Origin of the sequence: Ferrovum myxofaciens (assembly GCF_000735045.1) — a bacterium.
Classification (GTDB): Bacteria; Pseudomonadota; Gammaproteobacteria; order Burkholderiales; family Ferrovaceae; genus Ferrovum; species Ferrovum myxofaciens.
The window spans coordinates 1-266 of record NZ_JPOQ01000393.1 but is presented as its reverse complement, the minus strand read 5'-3'; the positions used below and the strand labels follow the sequence as shown (position 1 = coordinate 266).

The window sequence follows — 266 nt, the reverse complement described above, 5'->3', positions numbered from 1 at the left end:
CACAGGCGGCTTCCAGTCGTAATTTGCCATAGCGTTTGGCCAGAGACAGTAACCCCAGGCAGGCCCGATAACCGTGTTCTGGATGCTTGTGCTCCTCGATCAGGCGGGTCACTGTGACCCCGGTGGTCGGGCCAATGCTTTCACCCCAGTGAATCAGACGCTGGGGTGTCCATTCCCTATGGGCCCGGTGGGCCGCGGGCATATGCTCGGCGAGGGTGGTGAATCCACCGCGTTGATCGGAGCGAGCATGACTGGCCACCCGTTGC

1 pseudogene is annotated in these 266 nt (G+C 62.0%); it reads right to left on the bottom strand.

Features of this window, described 5'->3' with window-relative positions:
- Nucleotides 1–266 (bottom strand): annotated as a pseudogene (locus tag IV91_RS0114185) (IS21 family transposase); the annotation flags it as partial.